The organism is Streptomyces sp. NPDC002911, from assembly GCF_053591835.1.
In genome coordinates this window covers 59,957-76,430 of record NZ_JBSFUO010000021.1, presented here as the reverse complement: position 1 = coordinate 76,430, position 16,474 = coordinate 59,957, and the positions used below count along the sequence as shown (strand labels likewise).

Sequence of the window (16,474 nt, the reverse complement as noted above, 5' to 3'; positions counted from 1 at the left end):
GTCAGTCCTCCGGGTAGCGGCGCGGCGTCCAGATGATCTGCTGCCCGTTGCCCCGGTGGACCCATCGGGTCTGCGAGGACCCGACGATGAGGATCGTCCTCATGTCCACCTCAGCCGGGTCGAGATCGGCCAGCCGCACCGTCCGCACGCTCTCCGACGGCCCCCCGACATCGCGGCCGAGGACCACGGGCGTGTCCGGGGAGCGGTGTTCCAGCAGCAGGTCGCGGGCCTTGCCGACCTGCCAGGTCCTGCTGCGTGAGCCGGGGTTGTAGAGCGCCGTGACCAGGTCGGCCGTGGCCACCGCGCGCAGCCGCTCGGCGATGACCTCCCACGGCTTGAGGCGGTCGGAGAGGGAGATGGTGGCGTAGTCGTGGCCCAGCGGCGCACCCGCCCGTGCGGCGGCCGCGTTCGCCGCGGTCACCCCGGGAAGCACCCGCACCGCGATGTCCGTGTACGCGTCCTGCGAGGCCACTTCCAGGACGGCCGTCGCCATCGCGAAGACCCCGGGGTCGCCGCCGGACACCACGGCCACGCGGCGTCCGCGGCGTGCCAGGTCGAGTGCGAATTCGGCGCGCTCCGACTCGACCTTGTTGTCGGAGCCGTGACGCAGCTGGCCCGGCCGCACGGGTACCCGGTCCAGGTACGTCGTGTAGCCGACCAGGTCGTCGGCGGCCGCCAGCGCCCCGCGTGTCTCGGGCGTCAGCCACAGCGGCCCGGCCGGCCCCGTGCCGACCACGACGACCTCACCGGTGTCCCGGCCCGCTGCCGGCGAAGGGCGGGGCGCGTCGATCCGGCTGGGCAGCACGGCGACCGCGAAGTACGGCACGGAGTCCGCGTCGGTGCCCGCCAGGGCGCCGGTCCGCTCCCCTGCCATCGTGGCGCGCTCGACGTACCGCGCCTCGGGCAGCCGCCCGGACGCCTCGAACGCGCGGCGCACGGCGGGGAAGGTGCGGCCCAGTTTCATCACCACGGCGGAGTCCGTGGCTGCCAGACGTGCCGTCAGTTCCTCCTCCGGCAGGGTTCCCGGAAGGATGGTCAGCACCTCCTCGCCCTCGACGAGCGGGGTGCCGAGCCGGGCGGCGGCGGCGCTGACCGAGGTGACGCCGGGGATGACCTCGGTGTCGTAACGGTCCGCGAGCCGCTTGTGCATGTGCTGGTACGAACCGTAGAAGAGCGGGTCGCCCTCCGCGAGTACGGCGACGGTGCGCCCGGCGTCGAGGTGCACCGCGAGACGGGCGGCGGCCTCGGTGTAGAACTCGTCCAGCGCTCCCCGGTAGCCGCCCGGGTGGTCCGTGGTCTCCGTCGTGACGGGGTAGACCAGGGCCTCCTCGATGTGGTCCGGGCGGATGTACTGCGCCGCGATCGAGCGGGCGATGGAACGGCCATGCCGGGCGGAGTGGTAGGCGACGACATCGGCCTCGCCGATGATCTGCACGGCCCGTACGGTCATCAGGGCCGGGTCACCCGGGCCGAGCCCGACCCCGTACAGCCGCCCTGTCCTTCCGGTGGTTCCTGTGCCGTCGGTCTGCTGCTGCTCGGGCACGCTCACTCCTCTTCGCTGGCGATGGCGTTGAGGGCGGCGGCGGCGATGGCGCTGCCGCCGCGCCGGCCCCGCACGACGAGGTGCTCCAGCCCGGACGGGTGGGCGGCCAGGGCCTCCTTGGACTCGGCGGCCCCGATGAAACCGACGGGCACACCGATGACGGCGGCGGGGCGCGGGGCGCCCTCCTCGATCATCTCCAGCAGCCGGAAGAGCGCGGTGGGCGCGTTGCCGACGGCGACGACCGCGCCCTCCATCCGGTCCTGCCACAGCTCCAGGGCGGCGGCGCTGCGGGTGGTGCCGAGCTTCGCGGCCAGCGCGGGGACGGCGGGGTCGGACAGGGTGCAGATGACCTCGTTGTCCGCGGGCAGCCGCTTGCGGGTGACACCGCTGGCGACCATGGCCACGTCGCACAGGATCGGTGCGCCGGAGCGCAGGGCCGCGCGGGCGTCGGCCACCACGTCCGGTGAGAAGGCGAGATCGCGTACGAGGTCGACCATGCCGCAGGCGTGGATCATGCGGACGGCGACCTGGCTCACGTCGGCGGGCAGCCCTGCCAGATCCGCCTCCGCGCGGATGGTGGCGAAGGACTGGCGGTAGATCGCCGGTCCGTCCTTCTCGTACTGGTGCACAGTGCTGTCACTTTCTTCATCGAACCGGTCGGACAGGGAGTGGTGCGTGGTGGTCAGGTGCGCGTGCCCCGGGCGGCCGCCACGGTGGCGGCGAGCGCGGCCGGGTCGTCGCCCCGGACCGTTGCCGCCTCGGTGCTCCGGTCTCCCCGTACATGGGCGATTCGGTGTCCTCCGGGGGTGGCGATCACGTCGATCCACTCCCCGTGCGGATGGCCGCAGCGGCGTTCGCACCCGGACCAGTACACAGGGAGCCGTCCGGCCGGTCCGACGGCGGCCCCCGCCTCGGCCCGGACATCGGCCAGCGACTTCGCACAGCCGGGCTGCCCGATACAGGCCCCGACACCGGCCCACGGGGAGCCGGGGCCGGTGATCAGACCGGCTTCGGAGAGCTCGCTCAGCAGGCCGTCCGCGCGGTGGGGCGCGATGCCGGTGACCACGGCTCCGCGCCAGGGGGTGAGCCGGAGTCCGCCGCCGGACAGCAGCCGCCACTGCGCCAGGTCCAGCCGCCCCAGCGGTACGCCGACGGACAGGGCGGCCTCGCGGCCGCTGCCCCGGACGCGGCCGGGGGCAGGGGCCGGGGCTCCGGCAGGGCGGGGACGGGACTCCGGCGCGCCCGTGATCCCGGCCCGCCGGAGCCGTCGCACGACGTCGTCGGGCAGCGCGGCCGTCGCGTCGTCCGGCAGGTCCTTCACCCGCCAGGCGCCGGTGTCCCGCGCCGCGTCCAGGAAGGCCTCGGCGGCGATGAGCGCGGCGCGGGGGCCGTCGGCGGCGGGTACGCGGAGAACGGCGTCCCGCTCCCCGACGCGTAGCAGCGCGTTCCCGCCGACGTGGCTCGGGAGCGCGTTCCCGGCGGCCTGGCCGACAAGCGTGAGGTCGGCGCCGAGAGCGTCCACGTCACCGCGGCCGTCGTCCAGCGCGAACAGAAAGCGACCGGAGAGCGCCGCGGCGCGGTCGTTTCCGCAGAGGAGCCGGTCCAGCTCAGTCAGCCACGGTCCGACGTCCACGGAACCGAGGCCGTCCAGCCCGGAGAACGGCGACGCGACCACGTTGCGTACGCGCTCATGACGTTCGGAGGGCAGCAGTCCGGTCCGGCTCAGCAGCCCGGCCAGTTCCGCGCCGCAGTCCGGGGCGAGCCCGCGCAGCTGCACGTTTCCGCGTGAGGTGAGATGCAGCTCACCGTCACCGAGGCGTTCCGAGGTCTCCCCCAGCGCCTCAGCCTGGCGGGGTGTCAACACCCCGCCGGGTATGCGTATCCGGGCCAGCGCACCGTCGTCCGCACGGTGCAGCCGTAGCGCGCCGGGGCAGGCGTCGCCGCTGCTCCGGGCACACGCATCGCCCGGAGACCGGGACGGAAGGGAGGGGGCGGACATGGCGGCGAGCATACCGACCGTGACCGTTGCACACCCCTGAAGTCGCTGTGACCTACGGGATACCCGCTGCCGCCCCGGCCAGGCGGGGGCCGTCTGGTCAGGACCCCCCACCCGCCGCCTACTATGCCTAGCGGCGGTCCGTTCGGCCCGCCATCGCCAGACGGCGACATGGAGGAAGCCCGGTGAGAGTCCGGCGCGGTCCCGCCACTGTGAGCCCGGCCCACCGGCCGCGCGAGTCAGGAACTCCAGCCGTCCGACACACCGCCCGGGGCGTGGACACCCCGAGGAAGGGCTGACGCCGCATGATCCTGCTCCTGTCGACGTCCGACACCGACCTGCTGAGCGCGCGCGCCGCGCAGGGCCCGGTCACCTACCAGTACGCCAACCCTTCCCGGCTCCCCCTCGACGACCTCCCGCAGCTGCTGGAGGGCACCGACCTCGTCGTCGTACGCCTCCTCGGCGGCGTACGCGCCTGGCAGGACGGGCTCGACCAGGTGCTGGCCACCGGCCGTCCCGTCGTCGTCCTCACCGGTGAACAGGCCCCCGACGCGCAGCTGATGGCCGCCTCCACGGTGCCCATCGGTATCGCCGCGGAGGCCCACGCCTACCTCGCGCACGGCGGGCCCGCCAACCTGGAGCAGCTGGCCCGCTTCCTCTCCGACACCGTGCTGCTCACCGGCCACGGTTTCGAGCCGCCCGCCCCGGCCCCCGCGTGGGGCCCGCTGGAGCGGACCGCCCGGGACGTCACCGGCCCGACGGTCGCGGTGCTCTACTACCGCGCGCACCACATGAGCGGGAACACCGCGTTCATCGAGGCGCTCTGCACCGCCGTCGAGGACGCGGGCGCACGCCCCCTCCCGCTGTACGTCGCCTCGCTCCGTACCCCAGAGCCCGAGCTCATCGACGAAATCCGCGCCGCCGACGCCATCGTGACGACGGTCCTCGCCGCGGGTGGCACCAAGCCCGCCACCGCGTCGGCCGGCGGTGACGACGAGTCCTGGGACGCCGGCGCCCTCACCGGCCTCGACGTGCCGGTCCTCCAGGCGCTCTGCCTCACCAGTCCGCGTGCCGCCTGGGAGGAGAACGACGAGGGCGTCTCGCCGCTGGACGCGGCCACCCAGATCGCCGTCCCCGAGTTCGACGGCCGCCTGATCACGGTGCCGTTCTCCTTCAAGGAGATCGACGAGGACGGTCTGCCCGCGTACGTGGCCGACCCCGAGCGCGCCGCCCGGGTCGCCGGGATCGCCGTACGGCACGCCAGGCTCCGCCACATCCCGGCCGCCGAGAAGCGGATCGCGCTCGTCCTGTCCGCGTACCCCACCAAGCACTCCCGTATCGGCAACGCCGTCGGCCTCGACACCCCCGCCAGTGCCGTCGCCCTGCTGCGCAGGCTCCGCGCCGAGGGTTACGACTTCGGGCCCGAGGAGGACATCCCGGGCCTGGTCTCCGGTGACGGCGACGAGCTGATCTACGCGCTCATCGAGGCCGGTGGCCACGACCAGGAGTGGCTGACCGAGGAGCAGTTGGCCCGCAATCCGGTCCGCATCCCCGCCGCCGACTACCGCCGCTGGTTCGCCACGCTCCCCGCCGAGCTGCGCGAGGCCGTCGAGCGGCACTGGGGCCCGGCGCCCGGCGAGATGTTCCTCGACCGGTCCCGCAACCCCGAGGGTGACATCGTGCTCGCGGCCCTGCGCCGCGGGAATCTGCTGATCCTCATCCAGCCGCCGCGCGGCTTCGGTGAGAACCCGATCGCGATCTATCACGACCCTGATCTGCCGCCCTCGCACCACTACCTGGCCGCGTACCGCTGGATCGCCGCGTCCGCCGACGACAACGGCTTCGGCGCCGACGCGATGATCCACCTCGGCAAGCACGGCAACCTGGAGTGGCTGCCCGGCAAGAACGCCGGCCTGTCCGCCGCCTGCGGCCCCGACGCCGCGCTGGGCGATCTGCCGCTGGTCTACCCGTTCCTGGTCAACGACCCGGGCGAGGGAACCCAGGCCAAGCGCCGGGTGCACGCCACCCTCGTCGACCACCTCGTGCCGCCGATGGCGCGCGCCGACAGCTACGGCGACATCGCCCGCCTCGAACAACTCCTCGACGAGCACGCCCAGATCGCCGCGATGGACCCGGCCAAGCTGCCGGCCGTACGTGCCCAGATCTGGACCCTCATCCAGGCCGCGAAGCTCGACCACGACCTGGGGCTCGAGAACCGGCCGGAGGACGAGGGCTTCGACGAATTCATCATGCATCTCGACGGCTGGCTCTGTGAGATCAAGGATGTCCAGATCCGCGACGGACTGCACGTCCTGGGGAGCGCCCCGGCCGGCAAGGACCGCGTCAACCTGGTCCTCGCCGTCCTGCGCGCCCGCCAGATCTGGGGCGGTACGGCGTCGCTGCCCGGGCTGCGCGAGGCGCTCGGCCTGGACGAGTCGGCGGCCACCCGGACCGCCGCCGACGCGACCGAGGAGCAGGCCCGTGCTCTCGTGCAGGCGATGGACGACGCCGACTGGGACCCGGCAGCCGTCGCCGGTGTGGCCGCGGGCCACCCCCAGGCGGTCGCCGACATCCTCGACTTCGCCGCCCGCGAGGTCGTGCCCCGCCTCGCCGCGACGACCGACGAGCTCGACCACGCGGTCCACGCGCTGAACGGCGGCTTCGTCCCCGCCGGCCCGTCGGGCTCACCGCTCCGCGGCCTGGTCAACGTTCTGCCTACCGGCCGTAACTTCTACTCCGTCGACCCGAAGGCGGTCCCGTCCCGCCTCGCCTGGGAGACCGGCCAGGCCCTCGCCGACTCGCTCCTGGAGCGCTACCGTGCCGACAACGGCGACTGGCCCACATCGGTCGGCCTGTCCCTGTGGGGCACCAGCGCGATGCGCACCGCGGGCGACGACATCGCGGAGGCGTTCGCCCTGCTCGGAGTGCGTCCCGTCTGGGACGACGCCTCGCGCCGCGTGACCGGCCTGGAGGCGATCCCGTACGAGGAGCTGGGCCGCCCCCGTATCGACGTCACGCTGCGCATTTCCGGCTTCTTCCGCGACGCGTTCCCGCACACCATCGGCCTGCTCGACGACGCCGTACGCCTGGCGGCCTCGCTCGACGAGCCCGCCGAGCAGAATTTCGTACGGGCCCACACCCAGGCCGACCTGGCTGAACACGGTGACGAGCGGCGCGCCACCACCCGGATCTTCGGCTCCCGGCCGGGGACGTACGGCGCCGGGCTGCTTCAGCTCATCGACTCCCGTGACTGGCGTACGGACGCCGACCTCGCCGAGGTGTACACGGTGTGGGGCGGCTACGCCTACGGCCGCGAGCTCGACGGGCGCCCGGCCCGGGACGAGATGGAGACGGCGTACAAGCGGATCGCGGTGGCGGCGAAGAACACCGACACCCGTGAGCACGACATCGCGGACTCGGACGACTACTTCCAGTACCACGGCGGCATGGTCGCGACCGTACGCGCGCTGAAGGGCACCGCCCCCGAGGCGTACATCGGCGACTCGACCCGTCCCGAGACGGTCCGCACCCGCACCCTGGTCGAGGAGACGTCCCGGGTGTTCCGCGCCCGGGTGGTCAACCCGAAGTGGATCGAGGCGATGCGCCGCCACGGTTACAAGGGCGCGTTCGAGCTCGCCGCGACGGTCGACTACCTCTTCGGGTACGACGCGACGACGGGCGTGGTCGCGGACTGGATGTACGACAAGCTGACCGAGACGTACGTCCTGGACCCGACGAACCGCGAGTTCCTCCAGCAGGCGAATCCCTGGGCCTTGCACGGCATCGCCGAGCGCCTCCTGGAGGCCGAGTCCCGGGGCATGTGGGCGAAGCCCGACCCGGCGGTGCTCGAAGCGCTGCGGCAGGTGTTCCTGGAGACGGAAGGCGACCTGGAGGGCGAGGACTGACCGGGCCCCAGCAGGGCTCAGCGGCCGACGTGTGCCATGAGCGCGTCGGCCGTGCTCAGCAGAACGATGCGGGCGCCCGCGCCGTCGAGGTACCCCCCGACCATCGCCCCGTCGCGCGCCAGCAGCAGTGAGGCCGCGGCTGCGTCCGGGTCCGGGTGGCCCGCCGCGCGCAGCACCCCGGCGAGTGTGTCGCGGAACCAGGTGCGGTGTTCGGCCACCAGAACCCGGACCGGGTGTTCCGGGTCCGGGTATTCGGCCGCCGCGTTGATGAACGGACAGCCCCGGAAACCGGGACCGCACACCTCTTCGGCCAGCCACTCCATCACGGCGTCCACCTGCCCGCGCGGGTCCTGGACCGTGGCGACGGCGCGCTCGACGTCGGCCCGGACGGCCGCGTCCCGCTGCCGCAGATACGCGAGGACGAGGTCTTCCTTCGAGGGGAAGTGGCGGTAGAACGTCGCCTTGGTGACTCCGGCCGCCGCGATCAGCCTGTCCACGCCGACGGCGTGGATGCCGTCCGCGTAGAAGACGTCGGCCGCGGTGGCGAGGAGCCGGTCGCGAGCCGCCGAGCGTGGGGGCGGTGAGGGCTGCGCGGACATGGCCCACACGCTAACAGACTGGTCTGTCTCTTTCCTGCCTTGACAAGCATCCCGGACGGCCGCAGTCTTTAGGAGACAGACAGGTCTGTCTCCCTCTCTCGCAACCGACCGGAAGAGACCCGCCCCATGAGTGACTTCACCACCACCGACGGCACGCGCATTCATTACAAGGACTGGGGCAGCGGCCGGCCCGTCGTCTTCAGCCACGGCTGGCCCCTGAACGCCGACGCCTGGGACGGCCAGCTGCGGCTCGTCGCGGAGAACGGCTTCCGCGCCATCGCCCATGACCGGCGTGGCCACGGACGCTCCGACCAGCCCTGGCAGGGCAATGACATGGACACCTACGCCGATGACCTGGCGCAGCTGATCGAGCACCTCGGCCTCGACGACGTGATCCTCGTCGGCCACTCCACCGGCGGCGGCGAAGTCGCGCGCTACATCGGACGGCACGGGACCGGCCGCGTCGCGAAGGCCGTCCTCCTCGGTGCCGTACCTCCGCAGATGCTCAAGACCGACAGCAATCCGGAGGGGCTGCCCATCGAGGTCTTCGACGGCATCCGTGAAGGCGTGCGGAGCGACCGTTCCACGTTCTACCAGGGCCTGAGCGAGAACTTCTACGGCGCCGACCGGCCCGGCTCCGCCGTCTCGCAGGGCGCGCGCGACGCGTTCTGGCTCATGAGCATGCAGGCCGGGCTCAAGGCGGCGTACGACTGCGTCGCCCAGTTCTCGGAGACCGATTTCACCCAGGACCTGGAGCGCTTCGAGAACGTCCCCACGCTGATCGCCCACGGTGACGACGACCAGATCGTGCCGATCGCCGACTCCGCCCACAAGGCCGCCCGGATCGTGAAGAACGCGACCCTCAAGGTCTACCCGGGCGCCCCGCACGGGCTGGTCGGCGCGTACGAGGAGGCGTTCAACGCCGATCTGCTCGACTTCATCAAGCAGTAGGGGGGTGCGGGGAGGGGTCCCGCGTTGCCCCCTCCCCGCGTCAGGTCCACGCTGGGGGAATGGGTGATCAGCCGAGCCCCGAGTTCCTCACGTCCGTGGAGCGGGCGTTCCGCCTGATGGAAGCCGCGGGGGCCCATGCGGCAGGAGCCCCCGCGGCGCAGCTTGCGCGTGAGGCTGGGCTGGAGCCGGACACCGCGAACCACCTTCTGCGCGCGCTCACCCGGGACGGGTATCTGACGAGGCTGGACGGCGGCGGGTACGTCATCGGTGACACGCTCGACCGGCTGCGCACCGCGAGCAGCGGCGAGGGGCGGCTGGCCGGTGTCCGGCCCGCCCTCGCCGCCCTGCGGGACGAGATCTCGGCCGCGGCCTATCTGACCTTCTACGAGGACGGCGAAATCCGCGTCGCCGAGATCGTCGACGGGCCCCGGGCGCCCCGGGTCGACCTTTGGGTGGGCTTCGAAAACGCGGGTCATGCCACCGCCCTCGGCAAGTGCGTCCTCCGTGAACTCAACGACGAGGCGCGCGGCGAATACTTCTCCCGCCACTTCCTCAACGACCTCACCCCCCACACGATCACCCACCGCGAGGAGCTTATCCAGCGGCTCGACGCGCTGCCGTCACCGTCCGTCATGGACCGCGAGGAGTACGCCCTCGGCACGGTGTGCATCGCGGTGCCCGTGTACAGCGGGGGCACGCTCGGGTCGCTGGGCATCTCCTTCCGGGCCGACAGGATGTACCGGACCACGCAGGTCCGCGAGATGCTGCTGTCCGCGGCGGACCGGGTGAGCCGGGGCCTCTCGTTCCTGCTCTGACGGCCCCGGGGCTCGGGACTCATCGGCGGAGGCCGTACGCCGGGTGAGCCTCGGCTCGTTCCTCTGCCGTCGCGCGCTCGGTGCCGCCGTGGCCGCCGCGGTGGACGTCCGCGCGGGGCGGCGGCCGGTGAGCGGGGAGCCGTACGCGTACGCGGAGGTGCAGGCACTCGCCGGGGCCGGGAACGGTGGCGGGAAGCCGTAGAACGGCACGCGAGAGCACGTGGCGTTCCTCACAGCGAAAGCACAGGCGACGAAAGCAACTGCACCCTTTCGTCTTTTCTGTCTGCTCCGATGTTGTGATAGTGGCCGGAACAGGTGAAAAACTCGTGAGGGGTGATCGTTCCCCCGGCCATACGATCACCCCGAGTCGCATATGCGTGCCCCATTCCGCTGCGACCCCTTCTTCTTTTTTCGGACACCGAAGGGCTCTTGTGAAGATTCGCCGGATTCTTGCCACAGCTGTTGCCGCCGCAGTGACCACCCCTGCCCTGCTGCTGTCGGTCACCCCTGCGTTCGCCGACGAAAAGCCGGCGGCGCAGACGCAGGAAAAGCCGTCCATCGCGGAGCTGGAGAAGGCCGCCGCCGCCGCACAGGCGGTGCACGAAGCCGCCGTAGAGGCCGAGAGCGCCGCATACGCGGCTCTGGAAGCCGTCCTGCTGGACACCGCTCCCCTGGCCGTGGCCGCCGAGGCCGCCCAGACCGCGGCGGACGACGCCGCCGCCACGAAAACCGCCGCCGCCGACGCGGTCGTCGACGCCCAGGCGGCGGTCGACGCCCTCACGGAGGCGGCCACCGACGAGGAGAGGGCTGCTGCGGAGACGGCTCTCACCGAGGCGGAGGCCGCGGCCACCGCCGCCGACGAGGCCAAGGCCGCCGCCGATGCCCGGCTCGTGCAAGCCCTGGACGCGCGTGACGACGAGCGGGTCGCCGCAGTCCAGGCGGTGCACCTGGCGAAGGAGGCCACCGAGGCGGCACTCGCCGACAAGACCGCCGCCGACGAGGCGCTGGCCAAGGCGGAGGAGGAGGCAGCCGAGGAGGGCGAGGACGGCGAAGGAGGTGAGGCCTGCGTTCCCGAGCCCGAGCTCACCACGGTCGTCACGGGTCTGCCGTCCACGGTCGTCGCCGGAACGAAGGTCAACTTCAACCTCCGGGTGACCAACGGCACCGACAGGACGATGGACGAGGTGCTTCCGCTCGCCTACGTCCACGCGACCGACGAGAGCGGGCTCAACGACATCGACGACCTGGTGCGCCTGCAGTGGTCGTCCGGCTCGTCCAAGACGTGGAAGACCGTCGACAGCGAGCACGACATGGATGCCATCAGCCCGCTGAAGGCCGGCGCCCACGCCGACGTCAAGATGCGCCTCACGATCGAGGCCTCGGCCCCCGCGGGCAACGGCATCACCTTCGTCGCCGGTTTTTTCCGCAACGACAACGGCTCGTGCGGCGGGAACCTTGACCTCGAGGGCTACGAGTTCCTGATCGCCGCCGCGGGCAGCAAGCCCGGCAAGGTCGTGGACGCCAAGCCCGGCACGACCGAGCCGAAGCCCTCGGGCCTCACGCCGCACAGCGGCGGGTCGGCCAGTCCGGTGAGCGGCAGCCTCGCCGCCACGGGTTCGTCCTCCTCGATGTCCCAGCTCGCCCTCGCGAGCGGCGCGGCGCTGGCGATCGGCGCCGGCGCGGTGTTCGTCGTACGCCGTCGCAAGGCCGGCTCCCACGCCTGACGCGTGAGCCGGGGGGCCTGCCAGGCGTCCCCGGCACACGCACCGACCCCCGGCGGGCCCGACACCGAGCGCGGTGTCGGGCCTGACGCGGTCGGCACGGCCCGCAGACCGGTCAGGAACCGAGAAGCGTGTCGGCGGGGCCGCGCGTAGCTTCGTTGCATGACCTCCCTCACATCGGTCACCCTCGAGGTGGCCGATCCCACCGCCGCAGAACACTTCTACGCCGCCGCCTTCGGCCTGGGTCCCCGGCTGCGCGTGCGTGCCTCGGACGCACCGACGACCGGCTTCCGCGGGTACACGCTGTCGCTCACGGTGTCGGGGCCCGCCACCGTCGACGGCTTCGTCGATGCCGCCCTCGACGCCGGGGCCTCCCCGGTGAAGCCCGCCGCGAAGTCGTTCTGGGGCTACGGCGGCGTCGTACGCGCCCCGGACGGGGCGCTGTGGAAGATCGCGACCTCGGCGAAGAGGGACAAGGGCCCGGCCACCCGCGAGATCGGCCAGTTCGTGCTCCTGCTGGGCGTCGACGACGTACTCGCGAGCAAGCAGTACTACGTCGAGCGCGGCCTCGCCGTAGGGAAGAGCTTCGGCCGCAAGTACGTCGACTTCGACATGCCGGCCAGTCCCGTCAAGCTGGGGTTCTACGGCCGTCGTGCCCTCGCCAAGGACGCCGGTGTCTCTCCCGAGGGCACCGGATCGCACCGGCTCACGATCGCCGGCGACAGCGGGCCCTTCACCGACCCGGACGGGTTCGTCTGGGAGGCGGCCTCGCAGTGATTCCCACCGCGCCGGCCCGGCCGCACGATTACACAGGTGACGAGCAGACCCACGGACGCCCAGCACCTGCGCGACATCGCCCGGCTGCGCCGCGTGCGTGACCGGATCGACCGGGAGTACGCGCGACCACTGGACGTCGAGGCGCTCGCCCGCGCGAACATGTCGGCGGGCCACCTCAGCCGCCGGTTCCGGCTCGCCTACGGGGAATCGTCGTACAGCTATCTCATGACACGCCGGACCGAGCGGGCGATGGCGCTGCTGCGGAGTGGCGGCTTCGGCGTCACCGACGTCTGTTTCGAGGTCGGCTGTTCCTCGCTCGGCACCTTCAGCGCCCGCTTCACCCGACTGGTCGGGATGCCGCCCAGCGCCTGCCGGCGCCGGGCGGAGAGCGAGGCGGAGGGGGTGCCGCCGTGCAGCGAAACAGGTACGGCGTCCGCGACTGCGCCTTCCGCGATCCCGCGGGCAACCCGATCCGCATCCAGGAACTGCGCTGAGCTCTCCGCAGGGCCTCAGCTGCCGCCGGTCACCTCGCGGAGGGCGTCAACCTGATCGTCGATGCCTACCCGGAGCCGTTCCGTCACCTCCGCCAGAACAGGTGGTGCGTCACGCCGCTCGGGCTCGGCACGACATCGAGGTGGAACCGGTTGAGCAGCTCGGCGGGGGACTCCCAGAGCCGCACCCCGGATCCGAGCCGCACCGGCGAGACCGCCACGTGCAGGGTGTCGACGAGGTCCGCGTCGAGGAACTGCCGGATGGTGGTGGCCCCGCCGCCGAGCCGGACGTCCTTGCCCTGCGCCGCCTCGCGTGCCTGTTCGAGAACCTGGGCAGGCGTGGCGTCGACGAAGTGGAATGTGGTGTCGGAAAGGGTGAACGAGGGGCGCGTGTGGTGGGTCATGACGAACACCGGTGTGTGGAAGGGGGGTTCGTCACCCCACCAGCCGCGCCACTCCTGGTCCGGCCAGGGCCCGCGCTGGGGACCGAACTTGTTACGGCCCATGATTTCGGCGCCGATGTTGCGCGCGAAGTCCCGCGTGAGGTAGTCGTCGAGGCCACGGCTCCCGCCGGGGTCGGTCCGGTTGGGCCAGCTCGCCGTGGCGCCGGCCCAGGCGAACAGGGCTCCGGGATCGGCGTGGCCGAACGGTCTCTCGAGAGTCTGGTGCTCACCGGCACCGAATCCGTCCTGCGAGACGGTGAAGTTCTGGACCCTCAGCAGCTGTTCCACGTGCTTCCTCCTGCGCTTGTAGACGGTGATGGGACCGGCCGAACAGGCCGCCCTCAGCACCGGGCCGGGTGTCGATCGCGACATCCTGCTGCTGATCGCGTTCGTCGAGACTGCGGCTGATACCAGGAATCCTGCCTGCGTCGACCGCGAAGCGGAGCGGAAGCCCGTCAGCCGGCGAGCGGCGAGACCTTTCCGCTCGGTCCGGCGGGCGGGGAGCGGGCCGGTGCTCTCCGACTGACGTGCTACGGGTGAATATGCGGGCATCGTGATGCGCCGTGGGCCGGGCACCGGCACTCTGCTGGAGGTGTGGAGCAGCGGGGGAGGCGCCGGCCAGTGGCCCGTCGACTCGGCGACGGGGGTAGGGGCCCGGCGAAGCCTGCGGACGCGAGTCGAAGGGGGACGCTTCAATGACATCCGGTGGAGCAGGACCATGCGGACAGGCGCATCCGACGGGTAAGCCGGTCGGCAGCGTCGGCACGCAGTCGGAGGGCGGCACGTTACCGGCGGTCCCGGTACGACCACGCCGCACGCCCGGTGAGGAGCGGCAGCGCCCGGTGCCTCGCCATGTCGCGTGCGTGATGGATGGCAACGGCCGGTGGGCGCAGCAGCGCTCCCTTCCGCGCACGTCAGGGCACAGGGCGGCGGAGACGACGGTGATCGACGTCATCGAGGCGGCGCGGTCGGCGGGGGTCGAGTGGCTCAGCCTCTACGCCTTCTCCACCGAGAACTGGCGACGCCCGGGCGAGGAGATCGACTTCCTCATGCGTCTGGTGCGCCGCGTGGTGCGCAAGCACGCGCCGCTGCTGCACGCACGCGGCATCCGCTGCCGGTTCCTGGGAGCCGAGGACCCGAGAATTCCCGCCTCCCTGGCCCAGGATTTCGACGACCTGATGACACTCACCGAGACCAATCGGGGCATGACGCTGACCGTGGCGTTCGACCACGGCGGGCGCCAGGACATCGTCTCCGCGGCACGGTCCCTCGTCCGAGCCGGGGTGGCCGCCGACGCGGTCGACCAAGAGTGCTTCGCCGCGCATCTGCCTGTCCCCGACATGCCTGACGTGGACCTCGTCATCCGTACCTCCGGCGAACAGCGCATCTCCAACTTCATGCTCTGGCAGGTGGCCTACGCCGAGTGGATCTTCCCCGCGGTGCTCTGGCCCGATTTCCGTGCGCCGCACTTTCTGGAGTGCCTGCACGACTACCGGAGCCGCGACCGCCGCTTCGGCGGCGTGACGCCGCAAACGAACGGAGAGTCCCACAGGTGAAGGACACGGACAGTCACGTCCCGTGGACCGGCCCCGGCGCCACGGGCCCGTACGAACACCCCGGCCGGGAGGCCACCGAAGTGCCGGCCGAATCCCTGTTCGGCCCTGGGTCGCAGTTCCACCGCTTCTTCAACGATCCCCGCTGGGCACTGGCCGTCGTCAGGGCCACGGTGCTGGAAGCCGCCCATCCGCAGATCGGCGCGGCACTGGCCGACAACTCCTCCTTCGTCGTGCACCCCTGGCGACGGCTGCGCAACACCCTGGTCAGTCTGCAGCGCATGTTCGGAGCCGACGAACACACCCGGCAGCGGGAGGCGGCACGGCTCAACCGCCTGCACACGCGGCTGAGCGGCACGGACGCGAGTAACCGGCCCTACGACGCGATGGACCCCGAGGTGCGGGCGTGGGTGGCCGCCACGCTCTTCGAGAGCTCCGTCACCATGTACCGGCTGAGCGGGCAGCCCCTGGACCAGATCACCATGGAGCGGCTCTACGCCGAGTTCCAGGGCTTCCTCGCCGCCTTGGGGGACCAGGCGGGCCACCTTCCGCCCACCTTGCCCGAGTTCTGGCAGTACTACGACCGCATGGTCGCGGAGGAACTGCAGAACACGGAGGCGCTGCGCATCATCCTCTTCAAGCTTTTCGAACATCTACCGGCGCCGCCGCTGTTCGCAGGACTGCCCACAGTCTGGGCGACCGGTCGTGCGCTGGCTGGGCCGGTCATCGGCACCATCACCGTGGCCTCCCTTCCCGAGGCCTTCCGGCGCCGGGCCGGGCTGCCGGAGGTTCCCGGTGCGCAGACCCTGATGCAGAGTGCCTACATGGCCGCCCGCCTGGCCCGTGCCCTGCCCGACGACTGGATCCGGGCCGAGAACGTCGTCGGTCTGCTTCACCTGTCGCCGGACGGCGACGGCCCCTTGGCCGAGACACTCACCACTCTGCGCGTCCGGATGAAACGGGCCGGCGCACTGCTCCGGCTGATCACACCGGTACCGGAACAACCGGGCGATCCGGGCGGCCCAGGCGGGACCGGGAACCGGCGCAGTGCCCGCGAGTTCTTCAGCGAGGTGCTGGACCAGACCGGGGACGGCTATCTGGACTGGCCCGATCTCGCCGCCATGGCCCGGGAACTCTGCTCCCGTCTCGACCTGGACGAGCCGGAGGAGACCCGGCTGTACGACGCGTTCGCCGCGTGGTGGAGAGAACTCCAGGCCGCCATGGACAGCGACGGTGACGGCCGGGTGAGCGAGGAGGAATACGCGGCCGCAGCCCCGTCTTTGGCAGGGCCGGCGCTGATCAGGGTCGCCGAGGTCCTCTTCGGTGTCACCGACGCGGACGGCGACCAGTTCATCGACGCCGAGGAGTACCGGGCCCTGTTCCGGAGAGGCTTCGGGCGATCCGTCGTGGACGCCGAAGGGCGGTACTCCCGAAGCGCGTTCGTGCGGGACTTCGTCTCCTTCATGTCAGGTCGTCAGCGGTCGGCCCCCTACGATCCGCTGCTGTCCGACGCGTAGGACAGCAGACCGTCCGACCGCTGCGACACCGGTCCGTACAGCGTGCCGGCCCTGCGTACCGTCCGCCGACCCGCCGGCGGCGGCACCGCAGGGTGTCGGTGAGGGCTGCCGATGCGGTATCTGCCCGCCGTCACCACCGTTACGGCGGTTCTGCCCCGTGGAC

The 16,474-nt window shown here is 71.9% G+C and carries 13 protein-coding genes, 2 pseudogenes and 1 riboswitch; of the genes and pseudogenes, 10 read left to right on the top strand and 5 right to left on the bottom strand.

The genetic code is table 11. The annotated features are described in order from the left end of the window. Window position 1: 1 nt before the first annotated feature. Genes cobJ through ACWD04_RS25905 form a run of 3 tightly spaced genes read right to left on the bottom strand, consistent with a single transcriptional unit; the run spans window position 2 to window position 3,554 of the window. Window positions 2–1,549, bottom strand: coding sequence for a precorrin-3B C(17)-methyltransferase (gene cobJ / locus ACWD04_RS25915; protein WP_451135767.1), 1,548 nt, complete (start codon window positions 1,547–1,549; stop codon window positions 2–4). Then, the gene (locus ACWD04_RS25910; protein ID WP_451135765.1) at window positions 1,546–2,172 is read right to left on the bottom strand and encodes a precorrin-8X methylmutase; all 627 of its coding nucleotides are present in this window, start codon (window positions 2,170–2,172) and stop codon (window positions 1,546–1,548) included. Before ACWD04_RS25910 ends, cobJ begins: the two co-directional genes overlap by 4 nt. Window positions 2,173–2,225: 53 nt before the next feature. Beyond that, window positions 2,226–3,554, bottom strand: a complete 1,329-nt coding sequence (locus ACWD04_RS25905) for a cobalamin biosynthesis protein CobG (protein WP_451135763.1) — start codon at window positions 3,552–3,554, stop codon at window positions 2,226–2,228. 159 nt (window positions 3,555–3,713) lie between these two features. Continuing rightward, window positions 3,714–3,788, top strand: a riboswitch (cobalamin riboswitch). Between the two features lie 56 nt (window positions 3,789–3,844). Here ACWD04_RS25905 and cobN point away from each other — a divergent pair. Further along, a complete protein-coding gene (gene cobN / locus ACWD04_RS25900) occupies window positions 3,845–7,444 on the top strand; it encodes a cobaltochelatase subunit CobN (RefSeq protein ID WP_451135761.1) in 3,600 nt (1,199 codons plus the stop codon). A 17-nt stretch (window positions 7,445–7,461) separates the two neighbouring features. On the opposite strand, the gene ACWD04_RS25895 is transcribed toward cobN, so the two are convergent. Beyond that, entirely contained in the window at window positions 7,462–8,043 is a 582-nt protein-coding gene (locus ACWD04_RS25895) for a TetR/AcrR family transcriptional regulator (protein ID WP_451135759.1), read from the bottom strand. A gap of 126 nt (window positions 8,044–8,169) precedes the next feature. On the opposite strand from ACWD04_RS25895, the gene ACWD04_RS25890 reads away from it, so the two are divergent. The 7 genes and pseudogenes from ACWD04_RS25890 to ACWD04_RS25860 form a co-directional block, all read left to right on the top strand. Further along, entirely contained in the window at window positions 8,170–8,994 is an 825-nt protein-coding gene (locus ACWD04_RS25890; protein WP_451135757.1) for an alpha/beta fold hydrolase, read from the top strand. 59 nt (window positions 8,995–9,053) lie between these two features. After that, a complete protein-coding gene (locus tag ACWD04_RS25885; RefSeq protein WP_451135755.1) occupies window positions 9,054–9,809 on the top strand; it encodes an IclR family transcriptional regulator in 756 nt (251 codons plus the stop codon). A 43-nt stretch (window positions 9,810–9,852) separates the two neighbouring features. Further along, window positions 9,853–10,011, top strand: a complete 159-nt coding sequence (locus tag ACWD04_RS25880; RefSeq protein ID WP_451135753.1) for a hypothetical protein — start codon at window positions 9,853–9,855, stop codon at window positions 10,009–10,011. Window positions 10,012–10,240: 229 nt separating this feature from the next. Further along, window positions 10,241–11,533, top strand: a complete 1,293-nt coding sequence (locus ACWD04_RS25875; RefSeq protein WP_451135751.1) for an LPXTG cell wall anchor domain-containing protein — start codon at window positions 10,241–10,243, stop codon at window positions 11,531–11,533. Window positions 11,534–11,692: 159 nt separating this feature from the next. Beyond that, window positions 11,693–12,307 (top strand): glyoxalase, encoded by a 615-nt coding sequence (locus tag ACWD04_RS25870; protein ID WP_451135749.1) that lies wholly within the window; start codon window positions 11,693–11,695, stop codon window positions 12,305–12,307. 36 nt (window positions 12,308–12,343) lie between these two features. Continuing rightward, window positions 12,344–12,761 (top strand): annotated as a pseudogene (locus ACWD04_RS25865) (helix-turn-helix transcriptional regulator); the annotation flags it as partial. Then, window positions 12,733–12,801 (top strand): annotated as a pseudogene (locus tag ACWD04_RS25860) (VOC family protein); the annotation flags it as partial. The pseudogenes ACWD04_RS25865 and ACWD04_RS25860, both read left to right, overlap by 29 nt. 83 nt (window positions 12,802–12,884) lie before the next feature. Here ACWD04_RS25860 and ACWD04_RS25855 read toward each other — a convergent pair. Beyond that, on the bottom strand, window positions 12,885–13,529 hold the full coding sequence (locus ACWD04_RS25855; RefSeq protein WP_451135747.1) for a dihydrofolate reductase family protein: 645 nt from the start codon (window positions 13,527–13,529) through the stop codon (window positions 12,885–12,887). Between the two features lie 554 nt (window positions 13,530–14,083). On the opposite strand from ACWD04_RS25855, the gene uppS reads away from it, so the two are divergent. Further along, a complete protein-coding gene (uppS, locus tag ACWD04_RS25850; protein WP_451135745.1) occupies window positions 14,084–14,797 on the top strand; it encodes a polyprenyl diphosphate synthase in 714 nt (237 codons plus the stop codon). Window positions 14,798–14,877: 80 nt separating this feature from the next. After that, the gene (locus tag ACWD04_RS25845; protein WP_451135808.1) at window positions 14,878–16,311 is read left to right on the top strand and encodes an oxygenase MpaB family protein; all 1,434 of its coding nucleotides are present in this window, start codon (window positions 14,878–14,880) and stop codon (window positions 16,309–16,311) included. Window positions 16,312–16,474 lie beyond the last annotated feature (163 nt).